Origin of the sequence: Streptomyces vietnamensis (genome assembly GCF_000830005.1) — a bacterium.
Classification (GTDB): Bacteria; Actinomycetota; Actinomycetes; order Streptomycetales; family Streptomycetaceae; genus Streptomyces; species Streptomyces vietnamensis.
The window spans coordinates 8,167,399-8,188,760 of sequence record NZ_CP010407.1 but is presented as its reverse complement, the minus strand read 5'-3'; the positions used below and the strand labels follow the sequence as shown (position 1 = coordinate 8,188,760).

General features: G+C 73.6%; 19 protein-coding genes. 12 read left to right on the top strand and 7 right to left on the bottom strand.

Translation table 11 applies throughout. From position 1 onward, the window contains the following. Positions 1–65: 65 nt before the first annotated feature. The 3 genes from SVTN_RS36445 to SVTN_RS36435 are packed head-to-tail and all read left to right on the top strand — an operon-like array spanning position 66 to position 2,109. Positions 66–743, top strand: a complete 678-nt coding sequence (locus SVTN_RS36445; protein ID WP_041132907.1) for a glycosyltransferase family 2 protein — start codon at positions 66–68, stop codon at positions 741–743. Continuing rightward, positions 740–1,432 (top strand): TIGR04282 family arsenosugar biosynthesis glycosyltransferase, encoded by a 693-nt coding sequence (locus SVTN_RS36440; RefSeq protein WP_052499514.1) that lies wholly within the window; start codon positions 740–742, stop codon positions 1,430–1,432. The genes SVTN_RS36445 and SVTN_RS36440 overlap by 4 nt, the downstream gene beginning before the upstream one ends. After that, the gene (locus tag SVTN_RS36435) at positions 1,429–2,109 is read left to right on the top strand and encodes a class I SAM-dependent methyltransferase (RefSeq protein WP_041132906.1); all 681 of its coding nucleotides are present in this window, start codon (positions 1,429–1,431) and stop codon (positions 2,107–2,109) included. Before SVTN_RS36440 ends, SVTN_RS36435 begins: the two co-directional genes overlap by 4 nt. On the opposite strand, the gene SVTN_RS36430 is transcribed toward SVTN_RS36435, so the two are convergent. Together SVTN_RS36430 and SVTN_RS36425 are read right to left on the bottom strand one after the other, a co-directional pair. Next, complete coding sequence (locus SVTN_RS36430; protein ID WP_245727771.1) at positions 2,082–2,504, bottom strand: hypothetical protein; 423 nt, start codon at positions 2,502–2,504, stop codon at positions 2,082–2,084. The genes SVTN_RS36435 and SVTN_RS36430 overlap by 28 nt on opposite strands. Continuing rightward, the gene (locus tag SVTN_RS36425; RefSeq protein WP_052499513.1) at positions 2,501–3,676 is read right to left on the bottom strand and encodes a molybdopterin-dependent oxidoreductase; all 1,176 of its coding nucleotides are present in this window, start codon (positions 3,674–3,676) and stop codon (positions 2,501–2,503) included. Before SVTN_RS36425 ends, SVTN_RS36430 begins: the two co-directional genes overlap by 4 nt. A 175-nt stretch (positions 3,677–3,851) precedes the next feature. On the opposite strand from SVTN_RS36425, the gene SVTN_RS36420 reads away from it, so the two are divergent. Continuing rightward, positions 3,852–5,327, top strand: coding sequence for a glycosyltransferase family 87 protein (locus SVTN_RS36420; RefSeq protein ID WP_078908645.1), 1,476 nt, complete (start codon positions 3,852–3,854; stop codon positions 5,325–5,327). Between the two features lie 163 nt (positions 5,328–5,490). Here the strand turns inward: SVTN_RS36420 and SVTN_RS46695 are convergent, their stop codons facing one another. Continuing rightward, positions 5,491–6,381, bottom strand: coding sequence for an SCO2400 family protein (locus SVTN_RS46695; RefSeq protein ID WP_425429034.1), 891 nt, complete (start codon positions 6,379–6,381; stop codon positions 5,491–5,493). A gap of 415 nt (positions 6,382–6,796) precedes the next feature. On the opposite strand from SVTN_RS46695, the gene SVTN_RS36410 reads away from it, so the two are divergent. The 5 genes from SVTN_RS36410 (at position 6,797) to SVTN_RS36390 (ending at position 14,546) form a co-directional block, all read left to right on the top strand. After that, complete coding sequence (locus tag SVTN_RS36410; protein ID WP_041132904.1) at positions 6,797–8,824, top strand: S8 family serine peptidase; 2,028 nt, start codon at positions 6,797–6,799, stop codon at positions 8,822–8,824. 139 nt (positions 8,825–8,963) lie between these two features. Further along, on the top strand, positions 8,964–9,608 hold the full coding sequence (locus SVTN_RS36405) for a TetR/AcrR family transcriptional regulator (protein WP_041132903.1): 645 nt from the start codon (positions 8,964–8,966) through the stop codon (positions 9,606–9,608). Positions 9,609–9,675: 67 nt separating this feature from the next. Then, a complete protein-coding gene (locus SVTN_RS36400; protein WP_041132902.1) occupies positions 9,676–11,640 on the top strand; it encodes an alkyl/aryl-sulfatase in 1,965 nt (654 codons plus the stop codon). Between the two features lie 83 nt (positions 11,641–11,723). Beyond that, positions 11,724–12,722: a 1-aminocyclopropane-1-carboxylate deaminase/D-cysteine desulfhydrase gene (locus tag SVTN_RS36395; protein ID WP_041132901.1), complete on the top strand. Its 999-nt coding sequence runs from the start codon at positions 11,724–11,726 to the stop codon at positions 12,720–12,722. Positions 12,723–12,821: 99 nt separating this feature from the next. After that, a complete protein-coding gene (locus SVTN_RS36390) occupies positions 12,822–14,546 on the top strand; it encodes an alpha/beta hydrolase (RefSeq protein WP_078908644.1) in 1,725 nt (574 codons plus the stop codon). Between the two features lie 28 nt (positions 14,547–14,574). Here the strand turns inward: SVTN_RS36390 and SVTN_RS36385 are convergent, their stop codons facing one another. From SVTN_RS36385 to SVTN_RS36370, 4 genes are all read right to left on the bottom strand, one after another. After that, positions 14,575–15,306: a CPBP family intramembrane glutamic endopeptidase gene (locus tag SVTN_RS36385; protein ID WP_078908643.1), complete on the bottom strand. Its 732-nt coding sequence runs from the start codon at positions 15,304–15,306 to the stop codon at positions 14,575–14,577. A 37-nt stretch (positions 15,307–15,343) separates the two neighbouring features. After that, complete coding sequence (locus SVTN_RS36380; protein WP_041132900.1) at positions 15,344–15,529, bottom strand: CsbD family protein; 186 nt, start codon at positions 15,527–15,529, stop codon at positions 15,344–15,346. 120 nt (positions 15,530–15,649) lie between these two features. Then, complete coding sequence (locus tag SVTN_RS36375; RefSeq protein WP_041132899.1) at positions 15,650–16,531, bottom strand: diacylglycerol/lipid kinase family protein; 882 nt, start codon at positions 16,529–16,531, stop codon at positions 15,650–15,652. Positions 16,532–16,600: 69 nt separating this feature from the next. Beyond that, positions 16,601–18,196: an FAD-binding oxidoreductase gene (locus tag SVTN_RS36370; RefSeq protein ID WP_041132898.1), complete on the bottom strand. Its 1,596-nt coding sequence runs from the start codon at positions 18,194–18,196 to the stop codon at positions 16,601–16,603. Positions 18,197–18,270: 74 nt separating this feature from the next. On the opposite strand from SVTN_RS36370, the gene SVTN_RS36365 reads away from it, so the two are divergent. The 3 genes from SVTN_RS36365 (at position 18,271) to SVTN_RS36355 (ending at position 21,359) form a co-directional block, all read left to right on the top strand. Then, entirely contained in the window at positions 18,271–18,870 is a 600-nt protein-coding gene (locus SVTN_RS36365; RefSeq protein ID WP_063782305.1) for a TetR/AcrR family transcriptional regulator, read from the top strand. Then, complete coding sequence (locus SVTN_RS36360; protein WP_245727769.1) at positions 18,867–20,447, top strand: glycerol-3-phosphate dehydrogenase/oxidase; 1,581 nt, start codon at positions 18,867–18,869, stop codon at positions 20,445–20,447. Before SVTN_RS36365 ends, SVTN_RS36360 begins: the two co-directional genes overlap by 4 nt. A 132-nt stretch (positions 20,448–20,579) precedes the next feature. Next, entirely contained in the window at positions 20,580–21,359 is a 780-nt protein-coding gene (locus SVTN_RS36355; RefSeq protein WP_174518309.1) for an HAD-IIA family hydrolase, read from the top strand. The last annotated feature ends 3 nt before the right edge of the window (positions 21,360–21,362 follow it).

Here is a 21,362-nt window from a genome sequence, read left to right as displayed (position 1 = left end):
GTTTCGTAAGGAGTGGAGCGGCCCCGGGAGGCCCTGCGGTTCCTACGGTGGGACCTGTGACACCCATGACCGTAGATGTCGTCCTTCCCTGCCTCGACGAGGCGGATGCCCTGCCCTGGGTCCTGGCCCGCGTTCCGGCCGGATGGCGGGCGATCGTCGTCGACAACGGCTCCTCCGACGGATCGGCAGCCGTCGCCGCCGGGCTCGGCGCCACCGTCGTGCACGAGCCCCGGCGCGGCTTCGGCGCCGCCTGCCACGCCGGACTGCTCGCCTCCGACGCCGAGTTCGTCTGCTTCTGCGACTGTGACGCCTCCCTGGATCCCGGCTTGCTGCCCGGCCTCGTCTGCGCGGTGGCCGACGGCTCCGCCGATCTCCTCCTCGGCCGCCGGCGTCCCGCCGGGCGGGGCGCGTGGCCGGCCCACGCGAGGGCCGGGAACCTCGCCCTGTCCTGGCTTCTGCGCCGGCGCACCGGGCTGCGGCTGCGCGATCTCGGCCCCCTGCGGGCGGCCCGCCGCGAGGCGCTGCTCGGGCTCGGTCTCGACGACCGGCGCAGCGGCTACCCGCTGCAGATGGTCGTCCGGGCCGCCGACGCCGGCTGGCGGGTGCGCGAGGTCGACGTCCCGTACCTGCCCCGGACGGGACGGTCCAAGGTCACGGGCACGTGGAAGGGCACGTGGCAGGCGGTCCACGACATGCGCAAGGTGCTGGACGAACCGGCACCGGCGGGCGGGGGCCGCCCATGACCACGCCTCCCGTGACCACGCCCCTCGCCACCCTGCCCATCGCCACCTCACCCCTCGTCACCACCCTGCTCGTCATCGCGAAGGAGCCCCGGCCCGGCCGGGTGAAGACCCGGCTCACTCCCCCGTTCACCCCCGAGGAGGCGGCCGCGCTCGCCGAGGCCGCGCTCGCCGACACGCTCTCGGCCGCCGCCCGCGTCCCCGCGGACCGGCACGTCCTCGTGCTCGACGGGCGGCCGGGCCCGTGGCTGCCGCCGGGCTTCGAGGTCGTCCCCCAGGCGAGCGGCGGGCTCGACGTGCGCCTGGCCGCCGCGTTCGCCCGCTGTCCGGGGCCGGCCCTGCTCATCGGCATGGACACCCCGCAGGTGACGCCGGAGCTCCTGGCCCCCGCCCTGCGCCGGGACGCGTACGACGCCTGGTTCGGGTCGGCCGCCGACGGGGGTTTCTGGGCCCTCGGCCTCGCCCGTCCCGACCCTTCCCTCCTGCTCGGCGTCCCCATGTCCACGCCCGAGACGGGCGCCGTCCAGTACGCCCGGCTGCGGGCGGCCGGGCTGCGCGTCGGCACCCTGCCCGTCCTGCGGGACGTGGACACCGCGTCGGACGCCCGGCAGGTGGCGGCCGCCGCGCCGGGGACCCGTTTCGCGGCCCGGTACGCCGAACTGACCGCCGCGACCACGGGGGCGGGCCGTTGACCACGACCACGGCGACCACGACCACGGCATGGCGGGCCGGCCCGTACGACTGCGCCCTGCGCACCGGCAGGGGCCCGCTCTTCCTGCGCCGTCACGACGGCTGGCTCCTGCCCCTGGAGATCGAGCGCTGGTGCATGGCGCCCGACAGCGCCGACCGCTCCGTGCTCGACCGCTGCCTGGGCACCGTCCTCGACATCGGCTGCGGACCGGGGCGGCTCGTCTCCGCGCTGGCCGCCGAGGGCCGGCGCGCCCTGGGCATCGACATCAGCCCCGAGGCCGTCGCCCGGACGCTGCGGCTCGGCGGGTCGGCCCTGTGCCGGTCGGTCTTCGAACCGCTGCCCGCCGAGGGGCGCTGGGACACGGCGCTGCTGATCGACGGGAACGTGGGGATCGGCGGCGACCCGGCCGCCCTGCTGTGCCGGCTCCGCCAGGTCGTGTCGTCTTCCGGGCGGCTCCTCGCGGAATGTGCGCCCGTGGACGTCGACGAGTGCTGCGAGGTACGGGTCGACGACGGCCGGGGCGGGCGCGGGGCGCCGTTCCCGTGGGCCCGGGTCGGCACCCGGGCCCTGTCCGCGCACGCGCGAAGCGCGGGGTGGCGCGTCTCCGAACGGTGGTCCCTGGAGGGGCGTACGTTCCTGTCGCTCGTCCCTCAGTCGTCCGTCGTCGCCCGCCCCTGACGGCGCTCCCGCCACCGCTGTACGGCGATCGGCGCGCCCGTCACCACGGTCACGGCCGCCAGGACGATCGCGAGGTTCCGCCCGTACGGGAGGGGCAGCGCCGAGGGGTTGGGCGGCGCTCCCGGCCGTACGAGGAGGGGGAGCGTCACCAGGACCACGCTCCCCGCGACCAGCAGCGCCCCCCGCAGCAGGCCCCGCCGGCGCCGTCCCGCGAGCAGCAGCCCCACGGCCAGGACGAGGGGGGCGAGGATCCCGTCGTGCAGGACGAGCGCACCCGCCAGCCACACGAACACACCGAGCGGATCCGGCTGGTCCACCACCAGCCACGTTCCGAGCCCCACGAGGGCGACTCCCAGCGTCCCGAGTCCGTACCGCAGCACGCTCACCGTCCTCACAGCACCTCCAGCCTGTGCACCCATTTGGTCTGCAGGACCCCGGGCCGGCCGGGGGCGATGATCCGCGCCGGGAAACCGTGATCGAGCGTGAGCGGCTGCCCGTTGAGGGTGAGGGCGAGGAGGGTGAGCGGATCGTCCGCGTACTCCGCGCCCATCTCCATCACCCGGTACGCCCCGCTCACCTCCAGCGAGGTCACCCGCACGGCGTCCCTGCCCGGCCGTCCGCCGGCCCGCTCGATCAGGTCCCGGAGCCGTACCCCGCCCCAGTCGGCGTCGACGCTCCAACCTTCGACACAGGCGATCGGCAGCCGGGCTCCGGCTCGGGGCATCGCTCTCAGGGCGTCGAGAGTGAGGACGTACGGGCGGGGTCCGGCGACGTCCAGACGCCAGCCCGCCAGACCGCGTGCCGTCACGCCGGCCGCGGCGGCGGTCCGGTTCACGGGCAGCCCCTGCGGGCCGTGGTCGGGGTGCCGGGGCGCGAGCAGGTCGAAGGCCTTCAGCGGGGTGAAGGACTGGCCGACCGTCGTCAGCGTCACCACACCGACGGCGGCGCCCGTGGCGAGGAGCAGCGAGCGCCGGTCGACGGCGTCCTCGGCCGGCAGGGTTCGGGTCCCCGCCGAGCGGCGGCCCCAATGGTCCCTGATCTCGGGGGCCTTGACGGCGATGTGCAGCAGGATCGAGCCGGTCGCCACCCAGGCGACGGCGAAGTGGACGGGGACGAAGGAGAACGGCCACGGGTACCACTCGACGATGTTGAGCAGTCCCGTCAGCACCTCGAAGACGGCCGCGGCCACGAGGACCGCGACGGACAGCCGTTCCAGGGCGTGTCGCACGGACCGCACCGGCGGCCACACGAACAACCGCGGGTACACCGCCCACAGTTTGACGAGCAGCAGCACGATCGCCGCGAGGCCCGTGGCGACGTGGAGGCCCTGGGTGAACGCATAACCCCACACCGGCCGAGCGGGCAGCCGGTCGGCGAGCCAGTCCGGCGGCTGTTGGAGGTAGTGGCTGACGAGCCCGGTGACGAGGCAGACGGCGAAGGCCGCGCCGAGCCACCGGCCGACGGCCGTCGCGGTTCTGGCATCGTGGAGGCGCCCGGTGAACGCGGGCGGCCGGACGGCCGGGGGCCGGAACGCGGGGCGCGGCAGCCGGGGGATGCGGAACGTCATGCCGTCCATGACACCGCCGCGAGCGGCGGCGCGGGCGGTCCGACACCTTACGAAACCCGAACGCCCCGCCGGGTCTCCTCCGCCCCCGTCGTGCGGGCGGTCCGACACCTTACGAAACCCGAACGCTCCGCCGGGTCTCCTCCGCCTCCGTCGTGCGCGCTGCCAGTCTGCGCCCATGACCCGCGACCGCCGCCCCCCGCTTCCCGTCCTCGTCACCACGCTTCTGCTGTCGCTCCTGACCGCGTCGCTGGTCCTCCTGCTCCGTGCCGCGCACGGGACCGCTTTTCTGGCCGGGTACGCGGGCGCGTGGGCGGTGTTCGCGGCGGCCGCGGTCGCCCTGCGCCGTGTTCCCCGCCGGTACGTCGTCCCGCTCGTCCTCGCCGGGGCGGTCGCGGTGACGGCGACGGGCCTGGTGGCGGCCCCGCGGACGAGCACGGACTCCTACCGGTACGCGTGGGACGGCCGGGTGCAGGCAGCCGGCGTCTCGCCGTACGATCACGCGCCCGCGGACCTGGCGCTCGCCGGACTCCGGGACGACTGGCTCTTCCCCCGCACCGCGGCCTGCGGGCGGGACGGCGCCGGCCTCGCGCCGCTGGGCGACGGCCGGTGCACCCGGATCAACAGGCCCGCCGTGCACACGATCTACCCTCCGGTGGCCGAGGGCTGGTTCCTCCTCGTCCACGCCCTGTCGCCGGAAGGCGTCCGCCACAAGGGGCTCCAGGTGGGCTCGGCCGTTCTCGCCCTGGCCGTCAGCGGCCTCCTGCTCGGCGTTCTGCGCCGGCGGGGGGATCCGCGTCGGGCCGCCCTGTGGGCGTGGTGCCCGGCGGTCCCCGTCGAGGCGGTCGACAACGCCCACGTCGACGTCCTGGCCGTGCTCCTGTCGGTCGGCGCGCTCGCGATGGTGGCGCGCCGCCACCGCGTCTGGGGCGGGGTGCTGCTCGGTCTGGCCGTCGCCGCGAAGCTGCTGCCCGCCGTGCTCCTGCCCGGCGCGCTGTCCGGAATCCGGCGGCCGCGTACGGTCGCGGCCGTGGTGCTGACGGCCGCGGCGACGGTGGCGCTGACGTACCTGCCGTACGTCCTCCTCTCCGACGGTTCGGTCCTGGGCTACCTGAGCGGATACGCCCGGGAGGAGGGCTACGACGACGCGGGCGCGGGCGGCCGCTACGCCCTGCTCCGCCTCGTACTGCCCGACGCGTGGGCGCTGCCCGCGGCGCTGCTCGGCATCGCGGCGGTGTCGGCGGCGGTGTGGTGGCGCGGCGACCCCGAACGTCCGTGGCGGGGCGCCCTGTCGACCACGGGCACGACGTTCCTCCTGCTGACGCCCGGCTACTCCTGGTACGCCCTGCTGCTCGTCGCCCTCGTCGCCCTGGACGGTCGCTGGGAGTGGCTCGGTGTCGCCCTGGCCGGTGCGGTGGCGTACCTCGCCGCCCCGGTCATCGGCACCGTGGGGGTGACCGTCGCGTACGGGGCGGCGGGAGGCGTGGTCTGTGCGATGGGGTGGGCGCGGCGGTGGAGCGCCGGTCGATCCGCGGGGACGTGGCAGGACGTGACGGCCCGGGACGTGACCACCCGGGCCGAGGCGCCGGACGCCCCTTCCTCGTCTGCTTCGTCTCCGGCTCCGGCTCCGTCGCAGCGGCGACTCGGTCCCTGATCGCTTGGGGGGCGGGCCGGTGCCGCGGTCCGCGCCGCTGCTGGTGCCCCGTCCTCCGCCGCTGCGGCGACCGGGGCGAGGAGGATCAGCGCGAGGGGAAGTGCCAGGGCCTGCGCCCTGCCGTGCCACGCCGGGACGTTCCCCTCCGAGACAATCCGTCGGGTCAGGACGAGGAGACGGGCAGGCACACCACGAGCAGGCATATCTCCGACGGAGAGGTCGAGGCCGGTGTCGCGTTCGGCCGGGTCGTCGGTTGCCGGCTCGGGGAGTCGGTGGCGTCCGTGGCGGCAGGGGGCTGTGTCGGCGTGTTCGGTGCGTCTGTCGTACTCGTGCGGGCGGGGGCCGGGGCCGGGGAGGCCGGTGCGGTGCTCTGCGGTTGCGGGGCCGTCGGCTCCGTCCTGTGAACGGGCACAGCGGCATGCGCCTCGGCGATCGGCGACGTCGTGCGGAGGGAGGTCGTTGCGTACTGCCGGCGCGGCCGGGCGGGCGCGGGCGGCGCTGCGGACGGCGTGGACGGTGCGGCTGATGCGCGCCGGGCATCAGGTTGTGCAGCAGCAGAAGGAGGAGGCGTTTCCTGCTCCGTCCGGTCCTCGGCGGCGTCCGTTCCCGGGTCCTGCGGCGCCGTGGCCGCCTGGGCCCGGTCGCCGGACTGCCGGTCCATCGCGTTCACGGTCAGGCCACCGCCGACGAGTGCGACGGCGGTCGCGACCACGGCCCGGCGCTGGTTCTTCCTCCAGCGGGCACGCTGGCGACGCCGTGCCGCCCGCCCCTCCGCCCACGTGGACGCGCCGACGAGTTCCACCGCGGAGTCGCTCCCCGCGGTTCCTTCCAGGACGGCGCCGACGGGTATCCCGTCGAGCGGCCGACCGGCGTGCCAGGTGTCCGAGGAAGCGGTGCCCGGCGAGGGTGCCTCCCCCGTCGTCCTTGCGGCCACCGGGGCGGGGACGATGCGGCCGCCGGTGGTGGTCGGGGCGATGTCCGGGGCGTAGGCGCCGCATCCGGGGCACACCAGGGCACCGTTGAGATGTCGGCGGCACGACGAGCAGTAGTCCATCTCCGTCTTTCGGGTTCGACATGCCGCCGACCCGATGAGCCCGCGGCCCGGTCACGTTTGCAAACGGATTCGAGCAGCCTGCAACGCTAACGAAGCTTTCGAAAGACTGTGCGCAGCCTGTGTGATGCTCCTGTGACGATTCCCCGGCGTTCGCACTGGTGGCGACCGGGGAACTGGTCCCGTGTGCCTCCTTCGGAGCAACATCGGGCCCGGATGGCGGTCTTCCCGTGGACTCCGCGTGCCGGTGGACGCCCGCGCCCCTAGCGTGTTGGTCGTACGGAAGTGACGTGCAGCCAGGCGTGCCGTGGGACCGGAAAGCTCCTGACGCGCGGGCGTCGGCACGGGCAGCGGTAGAGACCATCCCGACCGCCCGGGGCGCGCCTTCCCCCTCACCCGCACCCTCCGGGAGTTCGGCATGTCCCGTATCACCATCAACGGCGTGACGGTGGACCCGTTGGCCGAGGCCAATGAGCTGGCCGCCGTTTCGCTCACGTCAGAGAACGCCGCCGCGTCCAACTACGTGCTCGTCCAGACCACACATCCGCCCACAGCCGAGGAGAAGGACGAACTCTCGGCACTCGGGGTGGTGATCCAGGAATACGTTCCGGACGACACCTATCTGTGCGGCTTCCGGTCCACGGATCTGGACGCGGTACGCGCCCTGCCCTTCGTGGCCTGGGCGGACGTGTACTTCAAGGGCTTCAAGATCGCCCAGTCGCTCCGGCCGGCGCGGCTGCGTACGAGCATCGCCGAGCTGGCCGAGCCCATGGACGGTGCGGGTCCCGCGACCCACACCGTCGACATCGTCCTGCACGAGGACGTCGACGTCAGTGAGGACGGGCTGCGCGACCGGATCGCGGTGGCAGCCGGTGGCAGCGTCGGCGACGTACGGCCCGATCGCGGCAAGGTCCGCATGACGGTCCGCGACGAGGACCTCGCCGCCCTGGCCGCGATCGACGAGGTGAAGGAGATCGAGGAGGTCCCCGAGAGGGTGCTGTACAACACCGTCGCGGGGAACCTCATGCACGCCCACGTGTCGCTCAACGGCACGAAGTTCCGGGGCGAGGGCCAGATCGTGTGCGTCGCCGACACCGGGCTCGACAAGGGGTCCACCACCAATGTGCACCCGGCCTTCACCGGCCGGGTCAAGCGTCTGGTCGCCCTGGGCCGTACGAGCCCCGCACGGACGGACGACCCCGACGGGCACGGCACCCATGTGGCGGGCTCGGTCCTCGGCGACGGGACGTCGGCGTCGATGGGTGGCGCCATCACCGGCACGGCCCCCGAGGCGAGACTGGTCCTCCAGTCCTTGCTGAACGAGGACGGCGAACTCGGCGGCATCCCTGACAACCTGCTCGACCTGTTCGAGCCGCCCTTCCTGGAGGACGGGGCGCGGATCCACACCAACTCGTGGGGCCCGGTCACCCCGGGTCTTCCGTACAACGCCGCCGCGTTCGAGGCCGATCAGATGGTGTGGCAGAACAAGGACTTCGTCATCCTCTTCGCCGCGGGCAATTCCGGTGAGGACCGGGACGGCGACGGCCGCGTCAACCTGAGGTCGGTCAGCGGGGAGACCGGGGCCAAGAACATCATCGTCGTGGGCGCCAGCGAGGGCGACCGCCCCCAGATCCCCACCACGTACTCCCAACTGAAGGGCGGGATGCTCCGTTTCCCCGCCCCGCCGATCCACAACGACCGGATGGCGGACAACCCCGCCGGGATGGCGGCCTTCAGCAGCCGCGGCCCGACCCAGGAAGGCCGGATCGCGCCCACTGTCGTCGGTCCCGGCACGTTCATCCTCTCGGCGCGCTCGCGCGCGTTGCCCAACGGCCAGCCCGGTTTCTCCACGGACCCGGACTACGTGTTCGAGAGCGGCACCAGCATGGCCACCCCGCTGGTCGCCGGCTGTGTGGCGGTACTCCGCGAGACGCTGGTGAAGAACGGCACGCCCAAGCCCAGCGCGGCGCTCATCAAGGCCATGCTGGTCAACGGTGCCGACGAGCTGAAGGGCCAGTACCTCCCCAGCGAGGCGGGCGCCTCCCCCAACAACAACTCCGGCTTCGGCCTCGTCAACCTCCAGCAGGCCGTCGTCCTGCCGACCGACGCCGGCCGGGCGGGCTTCGCCGACGCCAAGGAGTTGAACCAGGGAGAAGAGCGGGCGTTCCAGATCACGATCCCTGAAGGGGCGACCCGTCTGAAGGTCACCCTCGTCTGGACGGACCCCCCTGGCAAGGCCCTGCAGAACGACCTCGACCTGATCGTCCGGGCGGGCGGCCAGGAACGCCACGGCAACATGGGCACGGATCCCGGGTTCGACCGTGTCAACAACGTCGAGCAGGTCAACTGGGAGAACGTCCCGGCCGGCGAGGCCGAGGTCGTCGTCCGCGCCTTCCGGATCACCCAGTTCGCCCAGCCGTACGCCGTCGCCTGGCGCGTCTTCTGACCGATACGACCGAGGTCCCGGCCCGTTCCGGCCGGGACCTCGGTCACGGGTGGGGGCGGAGGCCCCTGCCCACCGGCGGCCGGCCCGAGACCGTCCGGCCCCCGCTCCTGTCCTTCTGCTCCTCTGCCACCATGGGTCGGTGAGTGACACAGAGGCGGGAAAGGGCCCCGGACGTGCGGATTCCGGCGCGCGGGGACGGCGTCGGCGGGACCCGGAGTGGACGTACGCGGCGCTGCTCGACGCGCTGCTCCAGCTGATCTCGGAGAGCGGCCGGGAACCCACCAGGAAGGCGATCGCGGAGCGGGCGGGAGTGTCCGAGCGGACGGTCTTCGTGCACTTCGCCGACCGCGAGGCGCTGTACGTGGCGGCTGCGCGGCGGCAGGCCGAGCGGTGGCGCGTCCACGCGGAACCGGTACCGCCCGCCTGGGAGACGGCACGCAAGGTGGGGGCGCTCGTAGCGCAGCGCGGCCGGATGTACGAGGTGATGACGCCGATCCGCAGGATCGGGCTCGGTCTGGAACCGGATTCGCCGGGCCTGCGCGGGGTGATGGCGGAGGGCGACGCCTGGTTCCGGGCGGACCTCGCCGCGGTGTTCGCGCCGGAGCTGGGGCGGATTCCGGAGGCCGAAGGGCCCGGAGGGCTGCTCGACGCGCTGGAGGCCTCCTCGTCCTGGGCGGTCTGGGACCATCTGCGGTCCCGCCGGGGGCTCGACGTGACCGCTGCCGGGGCGGCGATCGAGCGCACGTTGCGGGCCCTCCTGAACGTCGTGCCGCGCACCTCTTGACTCGTATTGCAGTCGGACTGCAATAGTGGGCGTCCTCACCGAGAGCCGACAAGGACGTGACCCTGCCATGACTCCGATGAACCGGCGCGGCTTCGTCGCGGCCGCCGCCGCGATGGGCGCCGCGGCCGCCTCCGTCTCCCTGAACCCGCAGACCGCCCAGGCGCTCGTCGGGAGCGGGCACCTGCCCCAGGGGATGCCGACCCCCACGCGGACCGACGGGCTCCCGTACGAGGACGTGGCCGACTTCGCCGACGCGGACCGCGGGTTCATCGCCGCGTTCACCGGCGGACCGATCACCACCGCCGCCGGGAAGACCGCCTGGGACCCCGACGCGTACCGCTTCCTCGCCGACGCGGAGGGCGGCCAGAGCGGCCCCGAGACCGTCGACCCCAGCCTGTGGCGGCAGGCGCGGCTCCTGTCGCGCCAGGGTCTGTACCGGGTCACCGACCGGATCTACCAGGTCAGGGGGCTGGACCTGTCCAACATGACGATCGTCGAGGGCGACACCGGCATCATCGTCATCGACCCGCTCATCTCCGCCGAGACCGCCGCCGCGGCCCTGCTGCTCTACCGCGAGCACCGCGGCGACCGCGCGGTCCGGGCGATGATCTACACCCATCCGCACGTCGACCACTTCGGCGGCTGCCGGGGCGTGCTGCCGCAGGGCGCCGGGGACGTGCCCGTCCTCGCTCCGAAGGGCTTCATGGAGCACGCGGTCAGCGAGAACGTGTACGTCGGCACCGCGATGGCGCGCCGCGCCGCCTACATGTACGGCTCCACGCTGCCCAAGAACGCGGGCGCGCAGGTGGGCTGCGGGCTCGGCCTCACGGTCTCGCTCGGCGCCGTCGGACTCATCGCCCCCACCTGGTACATCGGCAGCACGGGAGAGGAGGTCGTCCTCGACGGGGTGCGGATCCGGTTCCAGATGACCCCGGGGACCGAGTGCCAGGAGGAGATGAACTTCCTCTTCCCCGACCTGCGCGCGGTGTGCATGGCGGAGAACGCCACCCACACCATGCACAACATCCTCACCCTGCGCGGCGCCCAGGTGCGTGACGCCCACGCGTGGGCCGGCTACCTCACCGAGTCGATCGGTCTCTACGAAGGCGCCGCCGACGTCGCCTTCGCCTCGCACCACTGGCCCACCTGGGGCAACGACGCCATCGTCGGCCTCCTCACCCACCAGCGGGACCTGTACGGCTACCTCCACGACCAGACGGTCCGGCTGATCAACCGGGGCATGACCGGAACCGAGATCGCGGAGACCTTCCGGCTCCCGCCCCAGCTCGAAGGCGTCTGGGCCAACCGCGGCTACTACGGCTCGCTGAGCCACAACGTCAAGGCGGTCTACCAGCGGTACATGGGCTGGTTCGACGGCAACCCGGCCCACCTCTGGGAGCACCCGCCCGTCGAGGAGGCCCGTCTCTGGGTGGAGTCCCTGGGCGGCCAGGCCGCGGTCCGCGCCCGCGCCCGGCACTACGCCGACCGGGGCGAGCTGCGCTTCGCCGTCACCCTGCTCAACCACGCCGTCTTCAACGACCCCGGGGACGACCGGGCCCGGCGACAGCTCGCCGCGCTCTACACCCGTCTGGGGCAGGCCGTCGAGAACGCCGTCTGGCGGAACTTCTACCTCACCGGGGCCCAGGAACTCCTCCACGGCATCACGCCGCACGCCACCGCCACCCTCGGCCCCGACATGTACCTGGCCCTCACCGTCGGCCAGATCATCGACAGCATGGCCGTCCGCGTCGACGGTCCGAAGGCCTGGTCCCTGCGGATCGCGATGGACTGGCACATCGGCGGCGACCACTGGCACCTGCGCCTCGCCAACGGCCTGCTCACCTGGACCGTGGACACCCGCCCCGCCCCCGACGCGGGCCTGACCCTGACGATGACCAAGCCCCAGCTCATCTCCCTCCTCGCCGGGAAGGGCACCGACGGCATCACCATGACCGGTGACCGCACGCTCCTGCCCCGGCTGCTCGCGGTCCTCGACACCCCCGAGCCGGAGTTCCCGATCGTGACTCCGTGAACGGACCGGCGCCGCACGGCCGTTCGCGGCAGTCGACGCCGAAGCCGGTCCGGTCGGCGGCCGGGGGATCTACCCTCTCCCCCATGCGACCTCCGCTGCTGCACCGGCGCTGTCCCGAACTGGCCGACTCGCTGCCCTTCCTCCGGCTGGGCGAGGCCCCCACGCCGGTACGACCGCTGCCCGGCCTGGGCACGCGTTCCGAGCTGTGGATCAAGGACGAGAGCGGATACGGCGACGGCGGCTGGGGCGGCAACAAGGTCCGCAAGCTGGAGTGGCTGCTGCCCGAAGCCCGGCGGCGCGGCGCGAGGACCATCCTCACCGTCGGCGGCCTCGGCACCAACTGGGGCCTCGCCACCGCCCGGTACGCACGGGAGGCGGGGCTCGGGGTGGCCCTGGGCCTGATCGACCACCCGGTCGACGAACACGTGCGGGCCCAGCTGGAACGGCTGCGCGCCTCCGGAGCGACACTGCACTTCCTGCACACCAAGACCAGGCTGGTCCTGGCCGCGCCCTGGCTCTTCGCCCGGCACTCCCACGGCCTCACTCTCCCGTACTACCTCCCGGCGGGCGGCTCCTCGCCGCTGGGCACGCTCGGCGCCGTCGAGATCGCCCTGGAGCTGGGCGCACAGGTCGAGGCCGGGGAGCTGCCGGAGCCGGCGTGGCTCGTCACCGCCGTCGGATCCGGCGGGACCGCCGCGGGCCTCGCCCTCGGACTGCGGCTCGCCGGGCTGCGCACCCGCGTCCTCGGCGTCGTCGTCAACGACACCCTGAAGCTGGACTCCGCCACCCTCCTCAAGCTGGCCCGCCGCTCCACGGACCTGCTCCGGGCCCGGGGTGCCGAGCTGGACGACGCCGGGCCCGCTCCCGAGGCGATCCGCACCGAGACGGCCTGGCTGGGGGACGGCTACGCCCACCCCACCCCCGCCGGCGACCGTGCCCTCGCCCTCGTATCGGCGCAGGCCGGCCTGGCCCTGGAACGCACCTACACCGCCAAGGCGCTCGCGGCCCTGCTCGACCTGGACGCGGCCGGCCGCCTTGACGACGGCCCGGTGGTGTTCCTGCAGACCCACGGACCCCGCTGAGGGCCGGTCCGGGTCGCCCGCGCCGGGGCGGCCGCGGGGAGGGGAGTCACAGGTGGCGGGCCGGGGCGGGCCTTGGGACCATTTTCCCGGAGGACAGCCATGGCTCCTGATGCGCACACATCCCCGGCGGACGGCTCCCCGGGCCACGAGGCCGCCGAGACCGAAGGCACCGTGCCGGACGACGGCTCCGCGAAACGGCGTCGATCGCTCCGGTTCACGCTCCCCGGCTGCTGGGGCGCGCTCCTCCTCGCCTGTCTCTCCTTCACCCCGTCCCTGCTGCCTCGCGGCGGGGTGCTCCAGGGGTTGATCTGCGGCATCAGCGCGGCCATCGGCTACGGGCTCGGCGTGATCGCGGCCTACGTGTGGCGCGCGTTCGCCGACCGGGAGGCGCGAGACGCTTCCCGCCGGTCGTGGCGCGTTCTGATCGTCTGCGCGATCGTGCTGTTCGGCCTGGCGTTCGGGTTCGGCCAGTACTGGCAGCACGAGATCCGCCAGCTCATGGGGGTCACCGACTACGACGTCCTCGCCGCCGTCGCCTCCCCGTTCCTGGCCGCGCTCGTCTTCTGGCTCCTCCTGCTCGCAGGCCGGGGGCTGCGCCGCCTGTACCGGTGGCTCGCCCGTCTCCTCCGCCGCTGGATCGGGCCGCGCGCGGCGCGCGTTGTCGGCTGGGTCGTCGTGGCGGGCCTGGCCTGGGCCGTCGTCAGCGGCGTACTGCTCGCCGGCTTCGTGAACGCGACCAACGAGGCGTTCTCGCTGCGGGACGACGAGACGCCCGAAGGCGTGCACCAACCCACCACCACCCTGCGCTCCGGCGGGCCCGGTTCGCTGGTGCCGTGGGACACGCTGGGCTACCAGGGCCGGGCCTTCACCGGCAGCGGGCCGTCGGCCCGGGACATCGGCGCGTTCACCCACCGCCCGGCGCTGGAGCCCGTACGGGCGTACGCGGGGCTCCAGACCGCCGACGACACGGAGGCGCGCGCCGAGCGGGCCGTCGCGGACCTCCAGCGGGCCGGCGGCTTCGAGCGCGCACGCCTGCTCGTCATGACGACCACGGGAAGCGGCTGGGTCGACCCCGCCGCCGTGGACTCGTTCGAGTACCTCGGCGGCGGCGACTCCGCCACCGTGGCGATGCAGTACTCGTACCTGCCGTCGTGGCTCTCCTACCTCGTGGACCAGTCCAAGGCGCGCGAGGCCGGCCGGGAGCTCTTCGACGCGGTCTACGACGTCTGGTCCAAGCTGCCCCAGGACAAGCGCCCGCAGCTGTTCGTCGCCGGCGAGAGCCTGGGGTCGTTCGGCGGCGAGACGGCCTTCAGCGGGGAGTACGACCTGCGCAACCGCACCGCCGGGACCCTGTTCGCCGGTCCGCCGAACTTCAACACCCTGTTCCGCGAGTTCAGTGACCACCGCGACGCGGGAAGTCCGGAGATCGAGCCCGTCTACAAGGAGGGCCGGACCGTACGGTTCACCGACGAACCGACCGCCGGGATCCCTCCGGAGGACGCGCAGTGGAACGGCACGCGGGTGCTGTACCTGATGCACCCGTCCGATCCGATCGTCTGGTGGAGCCCGAACCTGGCGTTCTCCGAACCGGACTGGATCGGCCAGGCGCCCGGCAGCGACGTGCTCGAAGAGATGGTCTGGATCCCCTTCGTGACCTTCTGGCAGGTCACCGCCGACCTGCCGTTCTCCACGGGCGTGCCGGACGGACACGGTCACACGTACAAGGCCGCGTACGTCGACGGCTGGAACGCCGTCATGAGGCCCTCGGGCTTCACTCCGCAGGACCTGGACCGACTGCGGGACATCATCCAGCCGGCCGGCTGAGCCCCGTGCGCCCGACACGGTCGCCCGGTCAGCGCAGCAGGAAGCCGACGAGGTAGCCGAGCGCGTTGACCGCCCAGTGCAGGCCCATGGGCGCCAGCAGACTGCCGCTGCGGCGGCGCAGTTCGCAGAACAGGACGCCCGCCGCCGCCGTGAACAGGACGGCGGCCGCGATCGCGAGGACGGCGCCGAGCGCGGAGTCGCCGACGACGCTCGCCAGCGCGGGTTTCGCCGCCGCCAGGTGGAGGGACGGCAGGACGTGCCACAGACCGAACAGCAGACTCGACACGCTGGTCGCCCAGACCGTCCCACGGGCTCGGCGCACCAGCCCGTAGAGCACTCCGCGGAAGGCGACCTCCTCCACCAGGACGGTACCGACGGGGACCACCACGAGAACGCGCGCCGCCAACTCGCTCCCGGTCATCCCGTCGTACCGACGGTCCTCGAACAGCGAGCGGGTGTCCGGCAGCAGCGCTCCGACGGCGTAGACGAGTCCGACGAGGCCGATCAGGACCAGCGCCCATCTCGCACCCCGGGCCAGTGTCCCGCGTGCCAGTCCCGCGTCCGCCAGGGTGCCGCCCGACCAGCGGAGCACGCCGAGGAGCAGGGCGCTGACCGCGACGGCCGTCACCAGGCGGAGCGGTCCGGTCCAGTGGTGCAACAGCAGGTTGGCCCCGACGAGAACGGCGACCACGAGGCCGACGGCCGGCCAGGTGCCGATCGTCCCGCGCCACCGGGGTGCGTCCCCGGCGTCCGTGCCCACGCCAGGGCCTGTCGGACCACGCGCTCCGGCCCGGGCCCTAGGAACGGTCGTGCTTGAGCGAGTCCCTGATGCCTTCGGCCCGGTGGCGAACGCTCGTCATCGTGTGCCGGATCTTGGCCTTCATCTGGTCCGTCCTGCCCTCGGCCTCCAGGCGTTCGTGGCCGGTGATCTTTCCGGCGATCTCCTTGATCCTGCCCTTGGCCTTCTCCATGCCGGTGTTCATGCCCGTGGTCCCTCCGTCGCGTCGGTTCCCACCCTCCACGCTAGGTTTGCGCGGCCCAGGGTGCTCGTCGACGCCCGACATCGGTCGTGTCCACCGGTCAGGGGCGGTCCCGGACCGTGGTCAGGCCAGTACGCGGAGGGCCGCGGGCCTCACCCTGAGGGTCACCGGCAGGGTCGCGTCGACCTCGCCGTCCGCGCCGTACGGCAGGGGGCGGTCGGCCTCGATGCGGACCTCCTTGCCGCGCAGGATCTCGATCTGGGGACGGTTCACGTGCGCGCCCGTCTTCAGTTCGTTCATCATCGCGAAGAAGAGCCGCTTGGGCGCCTCCTTGATCACCACGACGTCGAGGAGGCCGTCGTCGACCCGCGCGCCCGGTGCGATGTTCCTCCCGAAGCCGTAGAAGCCGGAGTTGGCCGCGACCACGGTGTAGCCGGTGCGCTCGTGCCGGACCCCGTCGATCGTGATGCGGTACGCGGCGGGCTTCCAGGAGAGGACCGCCCGGAGGCCGCCGGCGTAGTAGGAGGCCGCGCCGCGCAGCAGGCGGGAGTCGTTGGCGTGGCGGTTGGCCACCGCGTCGACACCCGCGTACACGCTGCCGAGGACGTGGATCCCCTTGTGCCTGGCGGACTCCACCTCGACGGTGTCGACGGCCCGCGGTTCGCCGTCGAGCAGCACCTTGGCGAGGCCCGGCGCGTCGGTGGGAAGTCCCAGGGCGCGCGCGAAGTCGTTGCCGCGGCCCGCGGGGACCAGACCGAAGACCGTGTCCGTGCCGCTGAGCGCGCCGCCGACGGTGCCGGCCATGCCGTCACCGCCGACGGCGAGCACGATGTGCCCCTTCGCCCCGGCCTCCCGGGCGAGTTCCTGTGCGTGTTCCAGGCTGCGGCTGTAGACGGTGTCGAGCCGCGCGCCCGCCTCCCGCAGCAGCCGGGCCAGCGGGAGCAGGCCCGCCGTGCCGCTGGAACCCCCCGCGGTGGGGTTGACGACGGCGGTGAACTGTCGCATGGATCTGGCCTCCGGGCGGCAGAAGGAGAGGTTAGGGAGGGAGGGGTCAGACAGGCCCTAGGGCGGTGCTCAGCGGACGGGAATCAGGACCCCGGGGCTGAGCACGCCGGACGGGTCGATCTCGGCCTTGACGGCCTGGAGCATGCGGATGCCGAGGGGGCCGATCTCGCGGGCGTACCAGTCGCGGTGGTCGGTGCCGACGCCGTGGTGGTGGCTGATGGTGCCGCCCGCCGCCAGGATCGCGTCGTTGGCCGCCCGCTTCACCGGCGCCCAGTGCGCGACGGCGTCCTCGCCCTGTGCGGAGACGACGGTGAAGTACAGCGAGGCGCCGTTCTCGTACGTGTGGGAGATGTGGCACATGACGAGCGGCGGGGTGCCGGCCTCGGTGAGGGTGCTGGTCAGCGCCTCGCGTACCGCCGTGTACAGGCCGGGGATCGCGGACCAGAAGGCGGCCGTCTCCAGCGTCTCGGCGAACGCGCCGGCGTCGAGGAGCGCGTCGCGCAGGTAGGGCGCGTTGTAGCGGCCGTGCTCCCACTTGTCGCCGGCCTCCTCACCGATGAACTCTCCGTCGCAGGCGAGGAGGACCTCACGGGCGGCGGCGCGCCGGGCGGCCGTCTCCTGCTCGGTGCCCTCGAAGCCGACGATGGCCATGCAGCCCGGGTTCTCGGGGAGTTCGGTGTTGCCGATGGCGTCCGGCTGCGCGAGGCCGATGAAGGTCTCCGACTCGTCGGACAGGCGCAGCACGGTGGGCCGGGGGCCGTCCTGGGCGAGTCGGCGCAGGGCCGTCGTGCCCGCCTCGAAGGAGGCGAAGCGCCAGCCCTCGTAGATCCGCTTCTGCGGCAGCGGGCGGATGCGCACGGTCACGGACGTGATCACGCCGAGGGCGCCCTCGGAGCCGAGGATCAGCTGGCGCAGGTCGGGGCCGGCCGCGGAGCGCGGGGCCCGACCGGTCCACAGCGTGCCTTCGGGGGTGGCGACCTTCAGGCCGAGGACCATCTCGTCGAAGCGGCCGTATCCGGCCGAGGCCTGGCCACTGGAGCGGGCCGCGGCGAAGCCGCCGATGGACGCCCATTCGAAGGACTGCGGGAAGTGGCCGAGCGTCCAGCCCCGCTCGTTGAGCAGCGCCTCGCACTGGGGGCCGCGCAGGCCGGGGTGCAGGGTGGCGGTGCGCGACACCTCGTCGAGGGCGAGGAGCTGGTCGAGGCGACGGAGGTCGAGGGCGACGAAGGGGCGCTTGGTGGTGGGCGCGAGGCCGCCGACGACGGAGGTGCCGCCGCCGAACGGGACGGCGGACAGGCCGTGTTCGGCGCAGGCCGCGAGGACGGCGAGGACCTCGTCGTGGCTGCTGGGGAGGACGACGGCGGCCGGGATGTCGTCGACCTCGCCGGCGCGGATGCGCAGGAGGTCGGGGGTCGACTTGCCCCGGGTGTGCCGGATGCGGCTCTCGGCGTCGTCCCGTACGCCGTCCGGTGCGGGGACGGCGGCGCGCAGGGCGGCGCTCGCCTCGTCGGTCAGTGCCGGGGCGGGCACGTCGATGTCGGCGAGGACGGCCGGGCCGCTCTCGCGCGGCGTGACGCCGAGCAGGTCCCGCAGCAGGCCGGTCACCGATTCGGGCAGGGGCGCCGCCTTGGCCGGGTCGCCCCAGCCGCTCCACAACATGTCCACTTCGAGAGGTTCCTCACGGTCTGTTTCACGGACGGCGCTGCCGCTCGGCCCGCGCTGGTATTACACTGTGACAGATGACGCCCATTCGTCACAACCATGCGGACGCAGATCCCGTGCTCGACGCCGCACGCGACTGCGTGCTCGCCGTCGGCGTACGGCGAACCACCCTCACCGACGTCGCCCGGCGGGCCGGCGTGTCCCGGATGACGCTGTACCGGCGCTGGCCCGATGTGCGCACCCTCGTCGGCGACCTGATGACCCGTGAATGGATCGCCGTCGCCGCCGGCGCCATGCCGCTCGACGAGGACGACCGGCCCCAGCGGGAACGGATCGTCGAGGGGTTGGTGGCGGGAGTCGCCGCGTTCCGGGCCCACCCGCTGTTCCAGAAGATCCTCGACGTCGACCCCGAGCTGCTGCTGCCGTACGTCCTCGACCGACGGGGCGCCAGCCAGGACGCCCTGCTCGGGCTCCTCGTCACGGCCCTGGAGGACGGGCACGAGGACGGTTCCGTACGCCGAGTCCACGTCGACCTGCAGGCCCGGTCCCTGCTGCTCGTCGTCCAGTCCTTCACGCTCTCGCTGCGCACCATGGCCGACGAGACCGATCCCGAACTGAGCGAAGCGGCCTTCCTCGACGAGCTGCGCACCCTCCTGGAGAGGACCCTCACGCCATGAACCCCGTGAACCCCACGAGCGGCACCGCCCTGCCCGGCTCCTCGCTGAACGCCGAGCGGCGCCGGCGCGAACTGGAGCGGCTCGCCGACGGCGACGGCGACGTCGTCGACGTCCTCGTCGTCGGGCTCGGCGCCACCGGAGCCGGAGCCGCGCTCGACGCCGCCACCCGCGGGCTCAGCGTCGCCGCGATCGACGCCCACGACCTCGCGTTCGGCACCTCCCGCTGGAGCTCCAAGCTGATCCACGGCGGACTGCGCTACCTCGCCTCGGGACAGCTCGACGTCGCCCACGAGAGCGCCGTCGAGCGCGGCATCCTCATGGAGCGCACCGCTCCCCACCTCGTGCGCGCCCAGCCCTTCGTGCTCCCCCTCACCCCGCTCGTCAGCCGCGGCCAGGCCGCCCTCGCCCGCGCCGGCTTCCTCGCGGGCGACCTGCTGCGCGTCGGCGCCCGCACCTCCCGCCGCACGCTGCCCCAGCCCCGTACCCTCTCCGCCGTCGAGACCCGCCACCTCGCACCCGCGCTGCGTCCCGTCGGGCTGCGCGGCGGGCTCCTCTCCTGGGACGGCAAGCTCTCCGACGACGCCCGTCTGGTCACCGCGATCGCCCGCACCGCCGCCGCCCACGGTGCCCGCGTCCTGACCCGCGTCCGCGCCCTGGAACTCCACGGCGGCGGCGCACGGGTCCGCGACGAGACCACCGGCGAGGAGCTGCTCATCCGCGCGCGTGCGGTCGTCAACGCGGCCGGTGTCTGGGCGGGCGGCCTCGTCGACGACGTACGTCTCCGGCCCTCGCGCGGCACCCATCTCGTCCTGCGCTCCGAGACCCTCGGGCGGCTCTCCGCCGGACTGCACATCCCGATCCCCGGCGAGACGAACCGCTTCGTCCTCGTCCTGCCCCAGGGCGACGGACGCGTGTACGTCGGCCTCACCGACGAGCCCGTCGACGGCGACGTCCCCGACGTGCCGGAGGTCCCCGAGACCGACATCGGCTTCCTCCTCGACGTCCTCGGCTCCGCCCTCGACGTCACCGTCCACCGCTCCGACGTGGTCGGGGCCTTCGCCGGACTGCGGCCCCTGCTCGACACCCGGGACTCGGAGGGCCGCACCGCCGACATCTCGCGCAAGCACGCCGTGCTCACCTCGCCCGACGGCATCGTCACCGTCGTCGGCGGCAAGCTGACCACCTACCGCCGCATGGCCCAGGACGCCGTCGACGCGGCCGTCGACGCCCGCGGCCTGACCGCCGGCCCGTGCCGCACCGCGTCCCTCCCCCTCGTCGGCGCGGCCCGCCCGGGGACCCTCGCCGGTCTCGACGTCCCGCCCCGCCTCGTACAGCGCTACGGTTCCGAAGCCCCGGCCGTCCACGCCCTCGGTCTCGCGGACCCCGCCCTCGCCGAGCCCGTCGTGCCCGGCCACCCCGTCACCGGCGCCGAACTCGTGTGGGCCGTCCGCCACGAGGGCGCCCTCGACACCTCCGACCTCCTCGACCGCCGCACCCGCATCGGCCTGGTCCCGGAGGACCGCGCCCTCGCGGAGGCGGCGGCCCGCGAGGCCCTGGACCGGGCGGCACTCGTGTAGCGGAGCCCGCGTTCCAGCGGCCGGACGAACCGCGTTCCTCGTCGAGCGGCGGACGGCGCACCTCCCTCGCACGGGGGCGCGCCGGTCGCGAGCGGGCGGCGGGTCGGGGGCCCTGGGGCTACCGTCGGGTTCATGGAGCGAATCCGGGCTGCCCTGATCGACATCGACGGCGTCCTCACCGTGTCCTGGAAGGCGCTGCCCGGGACGGTCCAAGCCCTGGAGCAGGTGCGCGAGGCCGGGCTGCGGGTGGCACTGGTCACCAACAACACGTCACGGACGCGGGCCGCCATCGCCTCGCGCCTTGCCGACCTCGGCTTCCCCGTCGGTGCCGGAGACGTCCTGACCGCCCCGGCGGCCACGGCGGCGTATCTGCGCGAGCACTTCCCCGGTGCTCGCTGTCTGCTGCTCAACAGCGGGGACGTACGGGACGACCTGGCCGGCGTCACGCTCGTCGAGGAGGGGGACGTGGACGTCGTCGTGCTCGGGGGCGCGGGGGCCGAGTTCGGCTACGAGGCGCTCAACCGGGTGTTCCGGCAACTGCAGCGCGGGGCGCGACTGGTGTCGATGCACCGCAATCTGTACTGGCGCACCGAGGGCGGGCTCGACCTGGACACGGGGGCCTTCCTGGAAGGCCTCGAGAAGGCCGCCCGTGTCGAGGCGGAGGTGACGGGAAAGCCGGCTCCGGCGTTCTTCGCGAGCGCCCTCGATCATCTCGACGTCGACGCGTCGGAGGCGCTGATGGTCGGCGACGACATCGAGTCCGACGTGCTCGCCGCCCAGCGGTCGGGCATCACCGGCGTCCTGGTGAAGACGGGGAAGTACCTCCCCGAGACGCACCGCGACGCCTCGGGGACACCCGACCACGTGCTCGACTCCTTCGCCGACCTGCCCGCCCTGCTCGACGCCGGGTAGACC

What these genes read in the sequence shown, in the direction of transcription:
- SVTN_RS36445 (WP_041132907.1), top strand. Translation starts at nt 66, where the DNA reads ATGACCGTAGATGTCGTCCTTCCCTGCCTCGACGAGGCGGATGCCCTG.
- SVTN_RS36440 (WP_052499514.1), top strand. Translation starts at nt 740, where the DNA reads ATGACCACGCCTCCCGTGACCACGCCCCTCGCCACCCTGCCCATCGCC.
- SVTN_RS36425 (WP_052499513.1), bottom strand. Translation starts at nt 3,676, where the DNA reads ATGACGTTCCGCATCCCCCGGCTGCCGCGCCCCGCGTTCCGGCCCCCG.
- SVTN_RS36420 (WP_078908645.1), top strand. Translation starts at nt 3,852, where the DNA reads ATGACCCGCGACCGCCGCCCCCCGCTTCCCGTCCTCGTCACCACGCTT.
- SVTN_RS46695 (WP_425429034.1), bottom strand. Translation starts at nt 6,381, where the DNA reads ATGGACTACTGCTCGTCGTGCCGCCGACATCTCAACGGTGCCCTGGTG.
- SVTN_RS36410 (WP_041132904.1), top strand. Translation starts at nt 6,797, where the DNA reads ATGTCCCGTATCACCATCAACGGCGTGACGGTGGACCCGTTGGCCGAG.
- SVTN_RS36400 (WP_041132902.1), top strand. Translation starts at nt 9,676, where the DNA reads ATGACTCCGATGAACCGGCGCGGCTTCGTCGCGGCCGCCGCCGCGATG.
- SVTN_RS36395 (WP_041132901.1), top strand. Translation starts at nt 11,724, where the DNA reads ATGCGACCTCCGCTGCTGCACCGGCGCTGTCCCGAACTGGCCGACTCG.
- SVTN_RS36390 (WP_078908644.1), top strand. Translation starts at nt 12,822, where the DNA reads ATGGCTCCTGATGCGCACACATCCCCGGCGGACGGCTCCCCGGGCCAC.
- SVTN_RS36380 (WP_041132900.1), bottom strand. Translation starts at nt 15,529, where the DNA reads ATGAACACCGGCATGGAGAAGGCCAAGGGCAGGATCAAGGAGATCGCC.
- SVTN_RS36375 (WP_041132899.1), bottom strand. Translation starts at nt 16,531, where the DNA reads ATGCGACAGTTCACCGCCGTCGTCAACCCCACCGCGGGGGGTTCCAGC.
- SVTN_RS36365 (WP_063782305.1), top strand. Translation starts at nt 18,271, where the DNA reads ATGACGCCCATTCGTCACAACCATGCGGACGCAGATCCCGTGCTCGAC.
- SVTN_RS36360 (WP_245727769.1), top strand. Translation starts at nt 18,867, where the DNA reads ATGAACCCCGTGAACCCCACGAGCGGCACCGCCCTGCCCGGCTCCTCG.
- SVTN_RS36355 (WP_174518309.1), top strand. Translation starts at nt 20,580, where the DNA reads ATGGAGCGAATCCGGGCTGCCCTGATCGACATCGACGGCGTCCTCACC.